Origin of the sequence: Collinsella aerofaciens ATCC 25986 (genome assembly GCF_964239575.1) — a bacterium.
In the GTDB taxonomy this organism is placed as follows: domain Bacteria; phylum Actinomycetota; class Coriobacteriia; order Coriobacteriales; family Coriobacteriaceae; genus Collinsella; species Collinsella aerofaciens_BQ.
The window spans coordinates 1-16,965 of sequence record NZ_CAXSQQ010000035.1 but is presented as its reverse complement, the minus strand read 5'-3'; the positions used below and the strand labels follow the sequence as shown (position 1 = coordinate 16,965).

Below are 16,965 nucleotides of genomic sequence, written 5' to 3'. Positions count from 1 at the left end.
GGAGCTATTTCCGCGTTGCGCTAGCTGCGGAAACGCGGGGTCCGTTCAGGCTGTTGCGTTGAGATTGAAAATCAACCCATTTTTTGCACGGCTCAGGGGCACCCACCCCGGCATCGGCTATCAAAACCGCTCAGTCCGGGATCTCGTCCACTATTCCCCATCATTTTGTGCAACGAATTACCTGAACGTCATTGACACATGAACATACACTCATATAATCGGAAGCAAGTTATATGAGCGCATGTTCATATGAAGGGATATTGCAATGAGCATCCGCGTTGATGAAATGAAACCCGACACCGAGGCCACCGAGCCCGCGATCCCCACCACCTGCTCGCCCAAGGACCTTCCCGACGAGGAGCTTCTCTACGACCTCGCCGACCTGTTCAAGGTCTTCAGCGACACCACGCGCATCAAGATCCTCTATGCCCTCATGGGCCGCGAGCTCTGCGTGGCAGACATCGCCGAAGCGACCGAAACCTCGCAGTCCGCGGTGTCGCACCAGCTGCGCACACTCAAGCAGTCGCACCTGGTTAAATTCCGGCGCGACGGGCGCAATATCCTCTACTCGCTCGCCGACGACCACGTCTACACCATGCTCAACCAGGGCATGAGCCACATCTGCGAATAGCGACCAACCACGGTACCAGCGCGGCCTGCACCCAAGCCGCAAATACAGAGAAAGGAACCCACCATGAAAAAGCAGTTTAAACTCGACGAGATCGACTGCGCCAACTGCGCGCGTGAGCTTCAGGACGAGCTGGCCAAGCTCGATGGCGTCAAGTCCGTTTCGGTCAACTTTATGACCCAGAAGTTGACGCTCGAGGCCGATGACGCCGAGTTCGACGAGGTCCTCGACCGCGTTGTGGAGTTCACCGCCGACGCCGAGCCGGACTGCGAGATCATTCTCTAGCCCAGGTTTACGCCAACCCGCAAGGCCGCGCTTGCCGCGGCCTTTGCTCGCGAAATTATATGAGTGAGTGTTCATACATTCAAATGGGAGGATTCGAGTCATGGCCACCGCCGACCCCAAGAAGAAAAAGAAGAAGCGCAAGAAAAAAGAGTCACTCGAGCATAAGCGCAACCGCATCCTGGTAGCGCTGGGCATTTTTGCCGTGGTGTACGCCCTCGATGAGCTCGGCACCCTCACTGCCGCATTCGGCACCCCGGGCGACATCTACGCCAGCTTCGCACTGTTCCTCGTGCCGTTTTTGATTGCCGGCTACGACGTACTGCAAAAGGCATTCAATAACATCCGCCGCGGCAAGGCCTTCGACGAGAGCTTCCTCATGGCCGTCGCGACCATCGGCGCGTTTGCCATGGTGCTCTTCCCCGATACCGACCCGCACATGGCCGAAGGCGCCGCCGTCATGCTGTTCTACCAGGTCGGCGAGCTGTTTCAGGCGTACGCCGTGGGCAAGAGCCGCAAGTCGATCAGTGCCATGATGGACATCGCGCCCGACTACGCTAACGTCGAGCAGCCCGACGGCACACTCGAGCAGGTCTTCCCCGATGACATCGCGGTCGGCACCGTGATCGTGGTCAAGCCCGGTGAGCGCGTGCCCATCGACGGCGTCATCGTCGAGGGCGAGACGCAACTCGACACCGCCGCGCTCACGGGCGAGTCAGTCCCCCGCCCCGCCAAGTCCGGCGACGATATCATCAGCGGCTGCATCAACATGACGGGGCTCATCCACGTGCGCACCACCAAGCCATTTGGCGAGTCCACTGTCGCGCGCGTCCTGGAGCTCGTAGAAAACGCCAGCGAAAAGAAGGCGCGTACCGAGAACTTCATCACGCGCTTTGCCCGCGTCTACACGCCCGCCGTCACCGGCACGGCCGCGGTGCTCGCGCTCGGCGGCGGCCTAATCACCGGCGCCTGGTCCGACTGGATCCTGCGCGGCCTGACTTTCCTGGTCGTCAGCTGCCCGTGCGCGTTGGTGATCAGCGTCCCGCTCAGCTTCTTTGGCGGCATCGGCGGCGCGTCCAAGCTGGGCGTTCTCATCAAGGGTTCTAACTACCTCGAGACGCTCGCCGACGTGGACACCGTCGTCTTTGACAAGACGGGCACCCTCACCAACGGCACGTTCTCGGTGGTCGCGGTACACCCCGAGGCCGGCTATACCGAGCAGTCGTTGCTAGAAGTCGCAGCCCTTGCTGAGTCGTTCTCCGATCACCCCATCGCGCAGTCCGTACGTGTCGCCTACCAGGGCGAGGTCGACCCCAAGCGCGTAAGCGACTCCGCCAACGACGCGGGCCACGGCGTGACGGCAACCATCGACGGCAAGCACGTCGTCGTTGGCAACGCAAAGATGCTCGCCGCGGCCGGAGTCGAAGCGCCCGATTGCGAGGTCGTCGGCACCATCCTCCACGTGCTAGTCGATGGCATCTATGCCGGCCACATTGTAATTGCCGACACCATAAAGGCCGATGCAGAGCAGACGATCCGCGACCTGCACGCCGCCGGCGTCAAGCGCACCGTCATGCTCACGGGCGACCGCGAGGAAGTGGCTGCTGCGGTGGCCAAGCGGCTGGGGCTCGACGAGTTCCACGCGCAGCTGCTGCCGGGCGACAAGGTCGAGCGTGTTGAAGCGCTGCTGGCAGCCGAATCGGGCAAGGGCAAGCTCGCCTTTGTCGGCGACGGCATCAACGATGCGCCCGTGCTCACCCGCGCAGACGTTGGCATTGCCATGGGCGCTATGGGTTCCGACGCCGCGATTGAGGCCGCCGACGTGGTGCTCATGGACGACAAACCGTCCAACATCTCCCGCGCGATCCGCGTGGCGCGCAAGACCATGTCGATTGTTTGGCAGAACATCATCTTTGCGCTGGGCATTAAGTTGCTGATTCTGGTGCTTGCGGCACTGGGCATCGCCAACATGTGGCTTGCCGTGTTCGGCGACGTAGGCGTGGCGATCATCGCCATCCTGAACGCCATGCGCGCGATGGGTGTCAAGAACCTGTAGCGTTTGTGGTCTGTCCGGTCGGGGCCGGGCTTGGTTTTGAAAACGTCCTCGCGCATGAGGCCCGTCTTTCCTGCTCCTGCGGAGCAACGGAAAGACGGGCCTCGCGCTGCGGAGTGTTTTCAAAACCAAGCCCGGCCCCGACCTGCGTTGACACAGCTGGCGGTTCTTGGGCATCGCTTGCTGGTGGGGTTCCTTGTCTGAGTTGGACTTAGTTGGTGGGACCACTCGTCTCGGTCGCTGTCCCGCACCGTTCCGGCGCGGGAGGCGCGCCGCTGCGGGAGTGCTAGTCGGTCATTGTTGGCGCCGAAGCACCGTCCCGCCCCAGCATCGATCTTAGCTTCTCAAAGCTTTCCTCGCTCAGGCAGTGCTCCATGTGGCAGCCCTCTTGCGACGCCACCTCGGCCGATACGCCTGCATCCTCCAAAAGCCCCACGAAAAAGCAGTGGCGCTCCCACATTTGGCGCGCGACCTCCAGACCGCGCTCTGTCAGATGAACATCTCGTTTGCCCATTTCGACATAGCCGTTGCTTTCCAGCGTCGCCATGGCCTTGGAAACGCTCGCCTTGGTTACGCCGAGGTACTCCGCAACGTCGATCGAGCGCACGATGCCCTGACGTTCCGACAGAACGTAGATCGATTCGAGATAGTCTTCTCCGGATTCACGTAGGGCCATGGGCCGCCTTTCGCGATGATTGCTAGTTAGCCTTTGGATACTTTTCACAGCTTACTTTACCGCAAAAGTTGCCCATGTCTTACTACTTTGCCTAAAAGTTAGCCGTGTTTCACAAAACGAGCGGGACGAAAACAAAATGGGAACACGCCCCGCAAGGAGTGTCCCCAAGTGCCGGGTCGCAGCTACACGAGTCCAAAGTGCTTCGCGGCGTTGTAGATGCCGTCATCGTCTACGGCGGTCGTAACGTAGGTCGCTGCGGCCTTCACAGTCTCCTGCGCGTTGCCCATGGCCACACTAGTGCCCACGGCGGCAAACATCGACAGGTCGTTCTCGCCGTCGCCAAAGGCAATCGCCTCGCTCGCGTCGATGCCCAGGCGCTCCAGCGTCGCCGCCACGCCCAGGTCCTTGCCGCCGTTAGCGGGAATAATGTCACAGAACAGGTCGCACCAGCGCGTGGTGAGCGAATGCGACACGGCATCGGTCACGATATGCTCGTCGTCAGGGTCCACAAAGGCGCAGAACTGGTAGACCGGTGCGTCAAAGGCGTGCTCAAACGGCTCCTCGTGGTAGACGATTCCCGCGTTGCTGCCAGCCGTCACCACGCGCTCGGACAGGCGGTTCACAAACGAGTTCTCGCCCTGCATGCACAGCGAGTCATAGCGCCCCTGCGCCACCTGGTCCACAATCACCGCAACGTCGTCCGGATCGATCGGACAGCTGCGGTAAACCCCATTGGCATCAAAACAGTGCTGACCCGAGAGCGTAATGTACGCATCCCAGCCCAGGTCGAACAGCCAGTCCGGCATCTGGTAGGTCGGGCGACCCGTGGCGATCACGCATGCGATCCCCTGCTCGTGAAAGCTGTCGAGCACCTGCTGCGCCGACGCCGGAATCCGGTGGGTCTTAAAGCTCAGCAGCGTGCCGTCGATATCGAAAAACGCGGCTTTGATCATCCTCGTCTACTCCTCGCCCTCGAGCTTTTCGCTCGCCTCGAGCCACGCCATCTCCAGCTCGTCCATGGCGGCGTGAGCCTCGTCGATCTTTGCCTGCTGCTCGCCGAGCGCCGTGTAGTTGGTGGGATCGACTTGGGCCATTGCTGCCTCGGCCTCCTCAACGCGGGTGCGCTGCGTCTCCATCTTGCGCTCGAGCGAACTCACCTCGCGGCGGAGCTTCTGGCGCTCGGCGTTGGACAGGCCGTTGGGCTGACCGCTCGACTTGGGCTTTTCGGCCGCAGCTGCCGCGGCACCGGTGTCGAACGTGCCGGTCTTGGCGCTCGGCGCGCCCACGGGCTCGCCCTCGGCGGTAGCGTTGCACAGGCGCAGGTACTGGTCCACGCCACCGGGCATATGCGTCAGGTGGCCGTCGAGCAGCGCCCACTGCTGGTCGGTCACGCGCTCCATCAAAAAGCGGTCGTGCGTCACCAGGATCAGCGTGCCGGGCCAGCCGTCCAGCAGGTCCTCGACAATCGCGAGCATGTCGGTATCCACGTCGTTGCCCGGCTCGTCCAGGATGAGCACGTTGGGCTCGTCCAGAATCGTCAGCAACAGCGACAGGCGACGGCGCTGACCGCCCGAAAGATCGCCGATGCGGCTCCAGAGCTGCTGCGTCGTAAAGCCCAGACGCTCGCAGAGCTTCTCGGGCGAAGTCTCCTTGCCGTCGATGACGTAGTACTTCTTATAGTTGCCGAGCACCTCGCGGATCGTGTCGCCCATGTAGGGCTTGAGCTCCTCGAGCTGCTGCGACAGCACGCCAAAGCGCACTGTCTGGCCAATCTTCACGCGGCCGCGCGTGGGTTCAATCTTGCCCTGGATCACGTCAAGCAGCGTCGACTTGCCAGCGCCATTCTCACCCAAAAGACCATAGCGGTCGCCCGCACCAATGAGCCAGGTCACATCGGAGAGCACCTGCTTGGGCGCGCCGCCGGCATCCGCATAGCCGGCGTCCACGTCGACCACGTCGATAACCTGCTTGCCTAGGCGGCTCACGGCGAGGCGCTTGAGCTCCAGCTCGTCACGCACGGGCGGCACGTCGGCGATCAGCTCGCGAGCGGCATCAACACGAAACTTGGGCTTGGTGGAACGCGCCTGGGCGCCGCGGCTCAGCCACGCGAGCTCCTTGCGCGCCATGTTGCGACGGCGCTCCTCGGTAACCGCGGCCATGCGGTCGCGCTCCACGCGCTGCAGGATATATGCGGAGTAACCGCCCTCGAAGGGATCGACCTGGCCGTCGTGGACCTCCCACATACTGGTGCAGACCTCGTCCAAGAACCAACGGTCATGCGTGACCACGAGCATGGCGCCCTGGCCACGCTGCCAGCGGGCCTTTAAGTGACGCGCGAGCCAGTTGATGGTGCGCATGTCCAGGTGGTTGGTGGGCTCGTCGAGCATGAGCACGTCGTAGTCGCCGATCAGCAGGCGCGCGAGGTCCACGCGACGGCGCTGGCCGCCCGAAAGCTCGCCCACCGTGCCCTCCCAGGGCACATCGCTAATAAGGCCGGCCAGAATCTGGCGCGTGCGGGGGCTCGACGCCCACTCGTACTCGGGCGTGTCGCCCACGACGGCATGATGCACGGTGTCGGTATCGACCAGGTTGTCCTTTTGGCCGAGCAGACCGATCGTGGTGCCGCGACGGTGCGTCACGCGCCCGTCATCGGGCTCCAGCGTGCCGGCGAGCACGCTCAGCAGCGTCGACTTGCCGTCGCCGTTTTTGCCGACAATACCAATGCGGTCGCCCTCGCCCACGCCGAGCGTCACGCTATCGAAAATATGCTTGGTGGGAAACTCTAGGCTGACGGAATCGCATCCCAAAAGAATCGCCATATGCCCTGCTCCTTCGTAGAAATTCAACGTTGTCCATGATAGCAGCGAGCCCCACCCCAAACCACCACGAAGGCGCCTGTCCCCTTTGTGGCGGTCGTTTCGGTCGCAGAGCAAAAAGGCGGGCCATCTCCCAAAAGAGATGACCCGCCTCTCCAATCAGTCCCGCGGCAACCGTGGCCGCCGCGGGCCTCAAGCATGTCCCGGACTAGGAGAACATGCCGGTGAGGTAATCATTCAGCCGCTTATCCTTAGGCCGTTGGAAAATCTCGTCAGTCTCGTCGTACTCGACCATATCGCCCATGTAGAAGAACGCCGTGCGGTTGGACACGCGCGACGCCTGCTCCATGTTGTGCGTCACGATGACAATGGCGCGGTCGGCAACGATCGATGACATCAGGTCCTCGATCGCCAACGTCGAGATGGGGTCGAGCGCCGAGCAGGGCTCGTCAAACAGGATCACGTCGGGGTTGAGCGCCAGCGTGCGCGCAATGCACAGACGCTGCTGCTGGCCGCCCGAAAGCGCGTAGGCGCTCTTGTCGAGCTTGTCCTTGACCTCGTCCCAAAGCGCCGCGCCGCGCAGGCTTTCCTCGACCATGCGGTCGAGCTCGTCGCGGTCGGTGATGCCGTGGCGCTTAGGCGCAAACGTGATGTTGTCGCGAATGGACTTGCGGAACGGGTTAGGCTGCTGGAACACCATGCCAATGGAACGGCGCAGCTCGTAGGTGTTTTCGGTCTTGGTGTTTACATTGCGCCCGCGATAGTTGATCTCGCCCTCCACGCGGCAGCCGCGAATCTCGCGATTCATCAGGTTGAGGCTGCGTAAGAAGGTCGACTTACCGCAGCCCGAAGGCCCGATGAGCGCCGTGATCTCGCCCTTGTGGAAGTCGAGCGACGTATTGTGCAGTGCATGGTGGTCGCCATAGTACACGTTGACGTCCTTGGTGGAGAGCACAACCTCGTCGCTCACGGCCTTGCCGCTCACGCGCACGCGCTTCTCGCTCTCCCCCACGCTCGACAGGAAGTCCCGGGTGTCGGACGATGCCGCTTCGGTTGCGGGCGTTACATTCATCTCGCTCATTCGGCCGTCATCTTCCTTGCCAGTTGCTTGCCCACAATGCGGGCGATTACGTTAAACAGCAGCACGCAAATCATCAGCAGTGCAGCGGTGCCCCAGACGATCTGCTGGGCCTCGGGGCTGCCCTCGCCATAGATCTTGTAGATGTGCACGGCGAGCGACTCGCCGGGACGGAACACGTTCCAAGCGCAGGTGGGGCTCGACAGGTTAAAGCTCAAGAAGTTCAGGCGAACCGGCGAGCTCATACCCGAGGTAAAAAGCAGTGCTGCGGCCTCGCCAAACACGCGACCGGCCGAAAGCACGATGCCCGTCACGATGGCAGGCATGGCCTCGGGGATCAGGATGTGCAGCGTGGCCTCCCAGCGAGTGAGGCCCATGGCCAGGCACGCATCGCGCTGGGCCTGCGGCACGTCCTCGAGCGCCTGCTGGATCACGCGCACCAGGATGGGGATGTTGAACATGGTGAGCGCGACGGCGCCGGAGATGATGGAGTACTTCCAGCCCAGCTGCACCGAGAACACCAGAAAACCGAACATGCCGACGACGATGGAAGGCAGCGAGGACAACGTCTCGATGGCGGTGGAGGCGATGTCGCGGATGGGTCCGTCCGGCGCGTACTCAACCAAAAAGACCGCGCCACCCAGGCTGATGGGCACCGAGATGATCAGGGTGATCAGCAGCAGGTAGAACGAGTCGAACAGCTGGTAGAGCACGCCGCCCTGCGTTCCGTTGGCGCGCGACGGCTCCGTGAGAAAGCCCGGCTGGAACAGCGTCGAGATGCCCTCGAACAGGATATAGGCCACCATGGAGACGACGATGAGCATGACGATGGCGACGATCGCCGTCAACACGCCCGTGGCGAAGCGGTCCTGCTTTTGGACACGCCCGAGCCTCGCCTCGTCGATGTGGATACGCGTGCTAGCCACGAGCCTTCGCCCCCTTGCGGCCGATAAGGTGGATGATCAGGATGAAGATGAGACTCATGCCCATCAGCAGCAGGCCGAGCGCCCACAGAACATCGTCTTGGGCCGAGCCCTCGGCATAGACTGCCATGGACGTGGTGAGCGTGGTGGTGATGGTGGACGCCGGCGACAGCAGCGACGTCGGCATGGCCTCGATGCCGCCGATGACCATGCGCACGGCGAGCGTCTCGCCAAAGGCGCGGGTCATGCCCAAGATAACCGCGGTCATGAGCGACGGCATGGCGGACTTGAGCACCACGTGCCAGATGGTCTGCCAGCGGGTGTAGCCCAGCGCGAGCGAGCCCTGGCGGTAGCCGTCGGGCACGGCGCGCAAGCCATCGACCGAAAGCGTGGTCATCGTCGGCAGAGTCATGACCGCCAGCACGATGGCGCCGGGCAAGATGCCCAGGCCCGTGCTCACGTGGAAAACGCTCTTCATAAGACCGACGACCACGTGAAAACCGATCAGGCCAAAGACGACCGAGGGGATGCCGGTCAAAAGCTCAATGAGCGGCTGAAAGATCTTAGAGCCAAACTTAGGGCTAATCTCGACCGCAAAGATGGCAGAGCCGATGGCGATGGGCAGCGCGATAAGCGTGGAGAGCACCATGACCGCAAACGAGGTGACGATCAGGGGCAGGGCGCCGGTATAGGGCAGGCCGTTTTCGGCTGTGTTGGCCAGGTCCCACTTGGTGCCGGTGAAAAACTCGACGACCGAGACGCCGTCCTTGACAAAAGCCGAGAGGCCCTTTTGGGCGACCATAAAGATGAGCGCGGCAACGACAAGCGTCACGAGCGCTACGCACGCGCCCGTGACGCCCAGGCCCACGTTCTCAAGGTCGCGCTTTGGCAGCTGTTTTGCCATTGCAAACCTTTCCGGGGGCGATTACTTATTTAGCAGAGACCTTGCCGCTGGCGTCCTTGACGACCTTCATGGCAGAGACGGGGATAAAGCCCTGCTCCTCGACGAGCTTGCCCTGAACGTCGTCGGAGAGCATAAACTCCAGGAAGGCCTTGGTGGCCTCGTCGGCGTCCTTGGAGCAGTACATGTGCTCGGTAGCCCAGATCTTGAAAGAGTCGTCGGTGACGTTCTTGCTCTTGGGCTCGACGCCCTCGACTTTGATGGCGTTGAACTTGGAGTCATCGAAGTGCGAGAAGTCGAGGTAGGAGATGGCGTTGTCGGTACTGCCCATCTGAGTCTGGACGTCGCCGGACTTGTCGAGCTCGGCATCGCCCTTAAAGTCGACGGCCTCGTCGCCAAAGACGGCGGCCTCGAAGGTGGCGCGGGTGCCGGAGCCGGCCTTGCGGTTGAGGACGACGATGGTGGCGTCGTCGCCGCCGACCTCCTTCCAGTTGGTAATCTGACCGGAGAAGATACCCTTGAGCTGCTCGAGGGACAGGTCGTCGACCGTCACGTTCTTGGAAACGACGGGGCCCATGCCCACGACGGCAACCTCGTGGTCGACGAGGTTCTTGACCTGGTCGGCCTCGAGCTTGGTCTCGGCGAAGACGTCGGAGTTGCCGATGGTGACGGTGCCGGCGGCAACAGCGGTCAGGCCCTTGCCCGAACCGTTACCCGAGCCGGAGACGGAGACATCGGGGTTGGCGTCCATGAACTTCTCGGCAGCGGCCTCGACGAGAGCCTGGAACGAAGAGGCACCGTCGTAAGTCACCTCGCCGGAGACGGACTCGGCAGCAGCGGCGCTACCCTTGTCGGCGGCATCGGATGCGCCGGAGCCGCCGCAACCAACGAGACCGAGACCGACGATGCTGGCAAAACCACCAGCGAGGCCGAGGAACTGACGACGAGAATAAGCCTGATCGAGCATGATCTTCCTTTCATACATGCGACTCGCGGGCACCCCACCCGCTTTGCTGTTTGGAAAGATACGGCCCCGACCGGGCAGCGTCCGCGCCAACTACGGTTTCTTACGGGCATTTGATAGACCCTTACCGCAAGCGCAGCACGGCCTTTACAAACGAATAACAAACCCGCCACCAAGCATGACCCGCCTTTTACACCAATAAAAACAAAGTTGCGGTGAAATAGTTCCTGCTTGGCCATCAAATGGCCCATTCTAGGAACTATTCCACCGCAACTTAGATTGGGAAACCGCGAGACCTTAAAGCTCTAATTCATTCAAACGGAGGATCGCAACAATATAGATCTTGAGCGCCTGCTTGAGCTGTTCCTCGTTGGCGCACTCGTTGGGGCCGTGCATCTGGCCGCCCCACGAGGGCAGCTCCAGGCCGGTCTCCTCGGGGCCAAACGAGACGGCGCGGGCAAAGTTGCGCGCGTACGTGCCGCCGCCCATGGCAAAGGGTTCAGCATGCTTGCCGGTGAACTCGTTATAGGTATCGATAAGCGCCTTCACGGCCGGATCATCGGCAGAGACCGAGAACGGCACCTTCGCGCGACCCAGCTGGCACGTCACGCCGAAACGGCCCACGAGCGGATCGAGCTGCTCGCGGATGGTATCGGCACTCGTGCTGTCGGGGAAGCGCACGTCGATGACCTGCTCGATATGGCCATCCGCCACGCGGATGACGCCAGCGTTGCAGGTAAGCGGGCCAAACGCCGGACTCGTCGCATCGATACCCAGGCCGCGGCCATAGGCGTCCGCATGCACAAAGGCCAAAAACTTGACAAACTCGTGCTCGGCGGGCGTCAACAGGCGCTTGTCACGGGCGCCAAACGCGTCCTCGGCCTCGCGCAGATACGCCACGATCAGGCCGACAGCGTTGATAGTGCCCTCAGGCATCGAGGCATGACCGCCAATGCCGTGGGCAAAAATCTGCGCATGCCCGTTATCGAGTGTCGTGATCTCAAGGCGATCGGCGTTCTCGACCGGCGCCGGCAGCTCATCGGCGGCAATCGCGAGCTCGCAGATGGACTGCGACGGAATGGCATTGCTCGCCTCGGCGCCGCTCCACGACACGATGCGCCCGCCGTCGATCTTGGAGCTCACGAACGTCGCCCCAAACTGGCCCTTCTCGGCATTGCAGACCGGGAACTCGGCATCGGGCGTAAACAAAAAGTCGGGGTCTGCGTGGTTCTCCAGATAATGGTGAACGTCGGACATGCCCACTTCCTCATCGCAGCCCAGCAGCGCGCGGAAAGCATAGCGCGGGGTAATGCCGTGCTTGAGCAGATAAGCGCCGGCGTAGAGCGACAGCACCGCCGGACCCTTGTCGTCAATCACGCCGCGACCGAGCAGCCAGCCCTCGCGGCGCTCCATCGCAAACGGGTCGGTGTTCCAACCGGGGCCAGCGGGAACCACGTCCACGTGGCAGATAGTCGCGAGCTGCTTGTCGCCGCGACCCGGGATATCGGCGATTCCCACATAGCCCCCGTCGTCGCTCGTCTGATAGCCGAGCTTTTGCGCAATGCCGAGCGCGCAATCGAGCGCGTCACGGACCGGGCGGCCAAACGGCGCACCGGGCTCCGCATCGGCAGCAACGGCCACGGACGGATAGCTCACCAGTTGTTCGATATCGGCAACGACATCCTCCCAGACCTCGTCGACATACTCGGCAACGCTCTGCTCCACCTGATTCATGAACGACCTCCTTACCAATGAGCGACGGGTACGCCCGCCCCTCACATTATGTCTATTAGATAGCGAAAAGTTTAGCAAGCTCGGCCACCGAGTGCACCACCGCATCGGCGCCCGCGGCCTCGTGCTCCCCCGGCGCTGCCGCGCCCGAATAGATGCCGATGCACGGCACGCCCATCGCGTGCGCGCCCTCCACATCGTTAAAGCGATCGCCGATCATCACGGCATCGTCGGCCGTCGCGCCGAGCGCCGCCAGGGCATCGCGAACCGAATCGGCCTTGGTCTCGCGTCCCTGCGGCGGATTCATGCCAACCACAGCTTCGAACTGGCAAAGCCCCAGCTCATGAACCATATCGATGCACTTCGCCTCCATGCGAGACGTCGCCACGGCCATACGCTTGCCCTGGGCGGCCAACCCATCCAGCAGCTCGGGGACCCCATCGAACACGGGGTACTCCTCCGGCCCCAGCTCATCAAAAAAGGCGCGGTACTCGTCGGCCACCACAAGCGACTCCTCGCGGGAAAAGCCGTAAAAGTCGTGAAAGCTCTTCCACAGGGGCGGCCCGATCATACGGCGCAGATCACCCATCTGCGCCTCCGAAAACCCGCGCGCAGCCAGCGTCTTGCGCGTCGAGGTCATCACTGCCCGGCCCGTATCTGCCACCGTGCCGTCAAAATCGAACAACACGACCGGCCGTTTGCCTATCTCCAACGCCTCCATCGGCATTCCTCTTCCCCAGTTGACGATTTCCACACCGACACTTCAAACTGTTGACTATTCAACAATTGAACCTAGTAATGTGGAACGACTCTACTATACTTGTCGCGCTTTGCTCTCAGAAGGCGGCGCGCAAGCGCCCCAACGAAAGGTGCAATTATGTCTTTTGCCATCATAACCGACTCCACGTCGGACATCTCCCCCGCCCACGCTCAAGAGCTCGGCATTTACGTGATTCCGCTGCATGTGATTATCGAGGGCGAGGACCTGCTCGACCAGGTGCAGATTACCGCCGAGGAATACGTCGCGCGCATGGCCGGCTCCGAGCAACTGCCGCACACCTCGCAGCCGAGCGCCGGCGAGTTCAAGGCACTCTTTGACCGCGTGCTCGCCGACGGCCATGATAGCGCCATCTTTATCTCACTGTGCAGCGAGTGGTCCGCCTGCTATGCCAACGCCAGCCTGACGGCCGAAACGCACGAACTCGACGTGCGCTGCATCGACTCGCGCACCGGCTCGGGTGCCGAGGGCCTGCTGGTGGAGTACGCGCTGGCCATGCGCGAGGACGGCCGCAGCCTGGACGAGACCGAGGCGCAGATCCGCGCGACGCTGCCCGACGCCCACCTGCTGCTGATTCCCCGCACGCTCGAGAACCTCGTTAAGAACGGCCGCGCGCCCAAGCTCGCCGGCCAGCTCACGCAGATGCTCAACATTCGCCTGGCCGTTTCGCCGGAGTGGAAATCGGGCGAGATCAAGGCCATCAAGAAGGGCCGCGGCGCCAAGCGCATCGTCGTCAACACCATGGCCGACTGCCTCGCGTTTTTGGCTGAGCATCCGGGTTCAAGCGTGCGCGTGCTCACGACCGGCGCCGCCGAGGAGCAAGAGCTCGTCAGCCAAGCGCTCGCAGGCCAAGACTATGTAGACGCCGGCACCGGCCCCATCGGCTGCACCATCGCCACCCATGTAGGCATCGACGCCATCGCCATCAGCTACTGCCCCCGCTACCAGCCAACTCACTAGGGACGCCCACATCAGTTGCGGTGGAATAGGGACTGTTTTTGGCTTATTAGCCGCCAATCAATCCCTATTCCACCACAACTTGGAAATCGGCGATCAGCCCAGCGGACCCTGAAACAGCTCCTGATGAGTGCCCATTCTCACCAGCCTAATCATTGGGTTAGTCTTATGGGGAAGATAAAGAACGACCACATCGACCAAGCCATCGGATAGGTGGAAATCGATGTGGCCGTTGTAGTTTCCGCCCGGGTTTGAGAGCTCGTGGGCGCCATACTCCGCCGGAAGTGACCCATGAGCCACAAGCTCTGCAACCGCCGCTTTAAACTCACTTTTTAGCTGCGGATGCATGCGCATCGTTCGTTTGTAGTCCACCTTAAATTGAGCCTCGACTTTAATCTCGAACATCGCTATTCCTCATCGAGGAATGACATAAGCTCATCAGCGTTATTGAATGACGGGCTATCGTCCGGCAAAATCCCCAACTCATGAGCCTCGGCGATCACCATGGCACGCCTCGTCGCCTCGTTGGGCACCTCCGCCCTTCCTACAATCTCAAAAGGAATCTTTCGCTGATTTACCAGCTGCCGAACGGCAAGATTGAGATAGGAATTGAGGCTGAGGCCGACCGAATCCAAGAACTCAGTCGCCTGCTCCTTGAGCCCCTCTTCGATTCGAACCGTCGTAGGCTTAACTGTTGCTGTAGACATTTGCGACCTCCTCGCCCTCGTCTTTTACACCAGTATACCCAATATAAATGGCAATCTGATGTTAAATAACATCAGATTGCCATGCGTATTCATGTCGCGTGGGCACGATTGATCTACATCAGCCCGCTCAGGGCGATGTCGACGGCTTCGTTGAGGTCGTCGGTGATGTGCACGAGCTCGGGATCGAGCGGGCTGATCATACCGGCGTCCATCACCGGGCCGTTGAGCCAGTCGAACAGGCCCTGCCAGTACTCTGTGCCCACCAGCACGAGGGGCATGCGCTTGACCTTGTGCGTTTGCACCAGCGTGAGCACCTCGAACATCTCGTCGAGCGTGCCAAAGCCGCCGGGAAACACGATGGCGCCCGAGCTGTATTTGACGAACATGGTCTTGCGCACAAAGAAGTAACGGAAGTCCATGCCGAGGTTCACGTATTTATTGAGCCCATGCTCGTGCGGCAATTCAATGCCCAGGCCAACTGACTTGCCGTTGACACTCGCCGCTCCCCTGTTGGCCGCTTCCATGATGCCGGGGCCGCCACCGGTGATAACCGCCACGCCGCGCTGGGCAATCTTACGGCCGACCGTGCGCGCCGCCTTGTAGGCCGGGTCCGTCTTGGGCGTGCGGGCACTACCGAAGATGGTCACCGCAGGCCCTAACTCGGCAAGTGCGCCAAAGCCATCGACAAACTCGGCCTGGATGCGCAGTACGCGCCACGGATCGGCATGCAGCCAGTCGGTCGACTCCTCGGGCGCCAGCAGGTTGGCGTAGGTGTTGTCCTTAGGAATCATGGGGCCGCGCATGACCACGGGGCCGCGGCGGTACGTCTCGTCGTAGGCAGGCTCGCCCTCGACGTTCTCATTCTTAATCATGGGCACTCCTATCGAGAAAAAGAAAAGCGGGCGGGGTCGACGCCATGCGCCAAACACCCGCCCGAACATCAACTATTCGGTATGGTACCCACGATGCATCAAGTGCTTGCAAGCTATCGGTCAGCGGTCGTGCGGCCGGTGTCAGCAAATGTGACGACCGGCCGTCGCTCGCCCCTTGCCGTTGCCCGCGCTCTGCAAGCGCCCGCGCCGCTCTTAGTAGTCCACCGCCGCAGGGCTGTTCATCCAGTCGCTCACAAACGCGCCGTAGCGGCCCTCGATAATGGCCTGGCGGGCACGCTGCATAAGGTTGAGCAGGTAGTAGATGTTGTGCATCGAAAGCAGGATGCCGCCGAGCATCTCCTTCTGCGTGACCATGTGGCGAATGAGCGCGCGGCTGTAGCCGCCCGTGCACACCGGGCAGGTGCAGGTGGGGTCGATGGGGCCGTCGTCGTGCGCAAAACGCGCGTTGCGGAAGTTAAGGCGACCTTCACTGGAGAATGCCGTGCCCATGCGGCCGGTGCGCGTCGGCAGCACGCAGTCGAACATATCGATGCCCACGCCCACGCCGCGCACGAGCGTCGTCGGGTTGCCGACGCCCATCAGGTAGCGCGGCTTGTGCTTGGGCATGTACTCGCTCACAAGCGGCGCCAGGGTCTCGAACATGGTCTCGTGGTCCTCGCCCACCGAGTAGCCGCCGATGCCGTAACCGGGGAAGTCGCCGCACTCCTCCAGATGGCGCAGAGAGCGCAGGCGCAGATCCAAATGCATGCCGCCCTGGACGATGCCAAAGAGCGCCTGGTCATCGCGGGTGTGAGCCTTGTAGCAGCGCTCGGCCCACATGCTCGACAGCTCCACCGCGCGCTCAACGTAGGCGCGCGTGGCGGGATAGCCCGGGCACTGGTCCAGCTGCATGCAGATGTCGGAGCCGAGCTTCATGGCGATCTCCATGTTGTCCTCGGGTGTCCAGAACACGTGGCGGCCGTCGTAATCGTTGACGATAAAGCGCACGCCCTCGTCGGTGAGCTTGACGGCGTCGTTGTGGCTGAACACCTGGAAACCGCCCGAGTCGGTGAGGATAGGACCGTGCCAGTTCATAAACTTGTGCAGGCCGCCCAGCTCGGCGATAGTGTCCTCGCCGGGACGCATGGACAGATGATAGGTGTTGGCAAGCACGATCTGGGCGCCGAGCTGTTTGACGGTCTCGGTGGGGATGCCCTTGACGTTTGCCTTGGTGCCCACGGGCATAAAGATCGGCGTCTCGATGTCGCCGTGCGGGGTGTGCAGCACGCCGGCACGCGCATGCGTCGTCGGATCCTCGGCGATCAGGTCGAATTTAAAAAGGCTCTGGTCCATAAACTGGAACTCCTTGGTTGCGGTTCATACGCAAAACATTATACGGGCAACCCGCGAGAAGCACCGACTCGACAGAAACTGGTGCATTAAACGACTAGTCATTTAAGAACGTCCCCAACGACTACGGGATCATCTCCAACAGCCAAGGGAACGCCGATGCTTTGTCAACGACAGACACTATGACCCAATCCGAGGGCACTAAAAAGACAGGAGCCCCCGCTCGTGACCGCGGGTCGGGGCTGCGAC

General features: G+C 61.8%; 17 protein-coding genes. 4 read left to right on the top strand and 13 right to left on the bottom strand.

What is annotated here, in order from left to right; all coding sequences use genetic code 11:
• Nucleotides 1-286: 286 nt before the first annotated feature.
• From ACESUZ_RS09685 to ACESUZ_RS09675, 3 genes are all read left to right on the top strand, one after another.
• A complete protein-coding gene (locus ACESUZ_RS09685) occupies nucleotides 287-631 on the top strand; it encodes an ArsR/SmtB family transcription factor (RefSeq protein WP_373199831.1) in 345 nt (114 codons plus the stop codon).
• A gap of 63 nt (nucleotides 632-694) precedes the next feature.
• On the top strand, nucleotides 695-913 hold the full coding sequence (locus tag ACESUZ_RS09680; protein WP_006235433.1) for a cation transporter: 219 nt from the start codon (nucleotides 695-697) through the stop codon (nucleotides 911-913).
• Between the two features lie 100 nt (nucleotides 914-1,013).
• The gene (locus ACESUZ_RS09675; protein ID WP_373199829.1) at nucleotides 1,014-2,966 is read left to right on the top strand and encodes a heavy metal translocating P-type ATPase; all 1,953 of its coding nucleotides are present in this window, start codon (nucleotides 1,014-1,016) and stop codon (nucleotides 2,964-2,966) included.
• Nucleotides 2,967-3,249: 283 nt separating this feature from the next.
• Here the strand turns inward: ACESUZ_RS09675 and ACESUZ_RS09670 are convergent, their stop codons facing one another.
• From ACESUZ_RS09670 to ACESUZ_RS09630, 9 genes are all read right to left on the bottom strand, one after another.
• Nucleotides 3,250-3,639: a metal-dependent transcriptional regulator gene (locus ACESUZ_RS09670; protein ID WP_099431920.1), complete on the bottom strand. Its 390-nt coding sequence runs from the start codon at nucleotides 3,637-3,639 to the stop codon at nucleotides 3,250-3,252.
• Between the two features lie 182 nt (nucleotides 3,640-3,821).
• A complete protein-coding gene (locus tag ACESUZ_RS09665; protein WP_373199828.1) occupies nucleotides 3,822-4,592 on the bottom strand; it encodes a Cof-type HAD-IIB family hydrolase in 771 nt (256 codons plus the stop codon).
• A 6-nt stretch (nucleotides 4,593-4,598) separates the two neighbouring features.
• Complete coding sequence (locus ACESUZ_RS09660; RefSeq protein ID WP_373199826.1) at nucleotides 4,599-6,458, bottom strand: ABC-F family ATP-binding cassette domain-containing protein; 1,860 nt, start codon at nucleotides 6,456-6,458, stop codon at nucleotides 4,599-4,601.
• Nucleotides 6,459-6,663: 205 nt separating this feature from the next.
• Nucleotides 6,664-7,536, bottom strand: coding sequence for a phosphate ABC transporter ATP-binding protein PstB (pstB, locus tag ACESUZ_RS09655; protein ID WP_195361769.1), 873 nt, complete (start codon nucleotides 7,534-7,536; stop codon nucleotides 6,664-6,666).
• Nucleotides 7,533-8,459: a phosphate ABC transporter permease PstA gene (pstA, locus tag ACESUZ_RS09650; RefSeq protein ID WP_138341542.1), complete on the bottom strand. Its 927-nt coding sequence runs from the start codon at nucleotides 8,457-8,459 to the stop codon at nucleotides 7,533-7,535. Before pstA ends, pstB begins: the two co-directional genes overlap by 4 nt.
• Nucleotides 8,452-9,360, bottom strand: a complete 909-nt coding sequence (gene pstC, locus ACESUZ_RS09645) for a phosphate ABC transporter permease subunit PstC (protein ID WP_373199825.1) — start codon at nucleotides 9,358-9,360, stop codon at nucleotides 8,452-8,454. The genes pstA and pstC overlap by 8 nt, the downstream gene beginning before the upstream one ends.
• Nucleotides 9,361-9,385: 25 nt before the next feature.
• Nucleotides 9,386-10,324, bottom strand: a complete 939-nt coding sequence (locus ACESUZ_RS09640) for a phosphate ABC transporter substrate-binding protein (protein ID WP_117770185.1) — start codon at nucleotides 10,322-10,324, stop codon at nucleotides 9,386-9,388.
• A gap of 294 nt (nucleotides 10,325-10,618) precedes the next feature.
• A complete protein-coding gene (locus ACESUZ_RS09635; protein ID WP_195502723.1) occupies nucleotides 10,619-12,055 on the bottom strand; it encodes a M20 family metallopeptidase in 1,437 nt (478 codons plus the stop codon).
• Between the two features lie 55 nt (nucleotides 12,056-12,110).
• A complete protein-coding gene (locus ACESUZ_RS09630; protein WP_229065246.1) occupies nucleotides 12,111-12,773 on the bottom strand; it encodes an HAD hydrolase-like protein in 663 nt (220 codons plus the stop codon).
• Between the two features lie 156 nt (nucleotides 12,774-12,929).
• Between ACESUZ_RS09630 and ACESUZ_RS09625 the strand changes: the two genes are divergently transcribed.
• On the top strand, nucleotides 12,930-13,790 hold the full coding sequence (locus tag ACESUZ_RS09625; protein ID WP_195502727.1) for a DegV family protein: 861 nt from the start codon (nucleotides 12,930-12,932) through the stop codon (nucleotides 13,788-13,790).
• A 93-nt stretch (nucleotides 13,791-13,883) separates the two neighbouring features.
• Here ACESUZ_RS09625 and ACESUZ_RS09620 read toward each other — a convergent pair whose 3' ends face one another.
• From ACESUZ_RS09620 to tgt, 4 genes are all read right to left on the bottom strand, one after another.
• Entirely contained in the window at nucleotides 13,884-14,192 is a 309-nt protein-coding gene (locus ACESUZ_RS09620) for a type II toxin-antitoxin system RelE/ParE family toxin (protein ID WP_035137310.1), read from the bottom strand.
• Nucleotides 14,193-14,194: 2 nt separating this feature from the next.
• Nucleotides 14,195-14,494: a type II toxin-antitoxin system RelB/DinJ family antitoxin gene (locus ACESUZ_RS09615; protein WP_022093815.1), complete on the bottom strand. Its 300-nt coding sequence runs from the start codon at nucleotides 14,492-14,494 to the stop codon at nucleotides 14,195-14,197.
• Nucleotides 14,495-14,607: 113 nt separating this feature from the next.
• The gene (locus ACESUZ_RS09610; protein ID WP_196033977.1) at nucleotides 14,608-15,366 is read right to left on the bottom strand and encodes an LOG family protein; all 759 of its coding nucleotides are present in this window, start codon (nucleotides 15,364-15,366) and stop codon (nucleotides 14,608-14,610) included.
• A 213-nt stretch (nucleotides 15,367-15,579) separates the two neighbouring features.
• Nucleotides 15,580-16,719 carry a tRNA guanosine(34) transglycosylase Tgt gene (tgt, locus tag ACESUZ_RS09605; RefSeq protein WP_055285790.1) on the bottom strand — a complete coding sequence of 380 codons (1,140 nt, stop codon included), beginning with the start codon at nucleotides 16,717-16,719 and terminating at the stop codon, nucleotides 15,580-15,582.
• Nucleotides 16,720-16,965: the final 246 nt, after the last annotated feature.